This window comes from Shewanella sp. AS16, assembly GCF_021412365.1.
In the GTDB taxonomy this organism is placed as follows: domain Bacteria; phylum Pseudomonadota; class Gammaproteobacteria; order Enterobacterales; family Shewanellaceae; genus Shewanella; species Shewanella salipaludis.
Genome location: NZ_JAKCLK010000068.1, coordinates 1 through 398 on the forward strand (window position 1 = coordinate 1; position 398 = coordinate 398).

The following is a 398-nucleotide window of genomic DNA, read 5'->3' on the forward strand; positions in this document are numbered from 1 at the left end:
GCGCCAGGGGCGGCCTGCGGCGAACGCGCCGATGTGGTACTGGTTTGCCACTGAACAAGGTCAGGCGGTGGATCTGAACAGCCTGAAACGTTCGCCAAAGCAACAACAGGCGCTGGCAGCGTTACGGCAAGGCAAAATCTGGCGTGATCAGGTCGCGGAACTTGAATTTAATGATGCCGCGTTGCAGGCACTGCGCAAAAAAGGTCTGTGTGATTTAGCAAGTGAAACACCAGAGTTTAGCGACTGGCGAACGAACTATGCCGTTTCTGGTGAGCGGTTGCGGTTGAATACCGAACAGGCCACCGCCGTTGGCGCAATTCATAGCGCGGCAGATACTTTTTCTGCCTGGCTGCTGGCGGGCGTTACCGGTTCCGGTAAAACGGAGGTTTATCTCAGTG

Annotated in this window: 1 pseudogene; it reads left to right on the forward strand. The window is 56.0% G+C overall.

Annotation, left to right across the window (positions count from 1 at the left end):
- Positions 1 to 31 precede the first annotated feature (31 nt).
- A pseudogene (locus LZP73_RS19360) lies at positions 32 to 398 on the forward strand (primosomal protein N'); the annotation flags it as partial.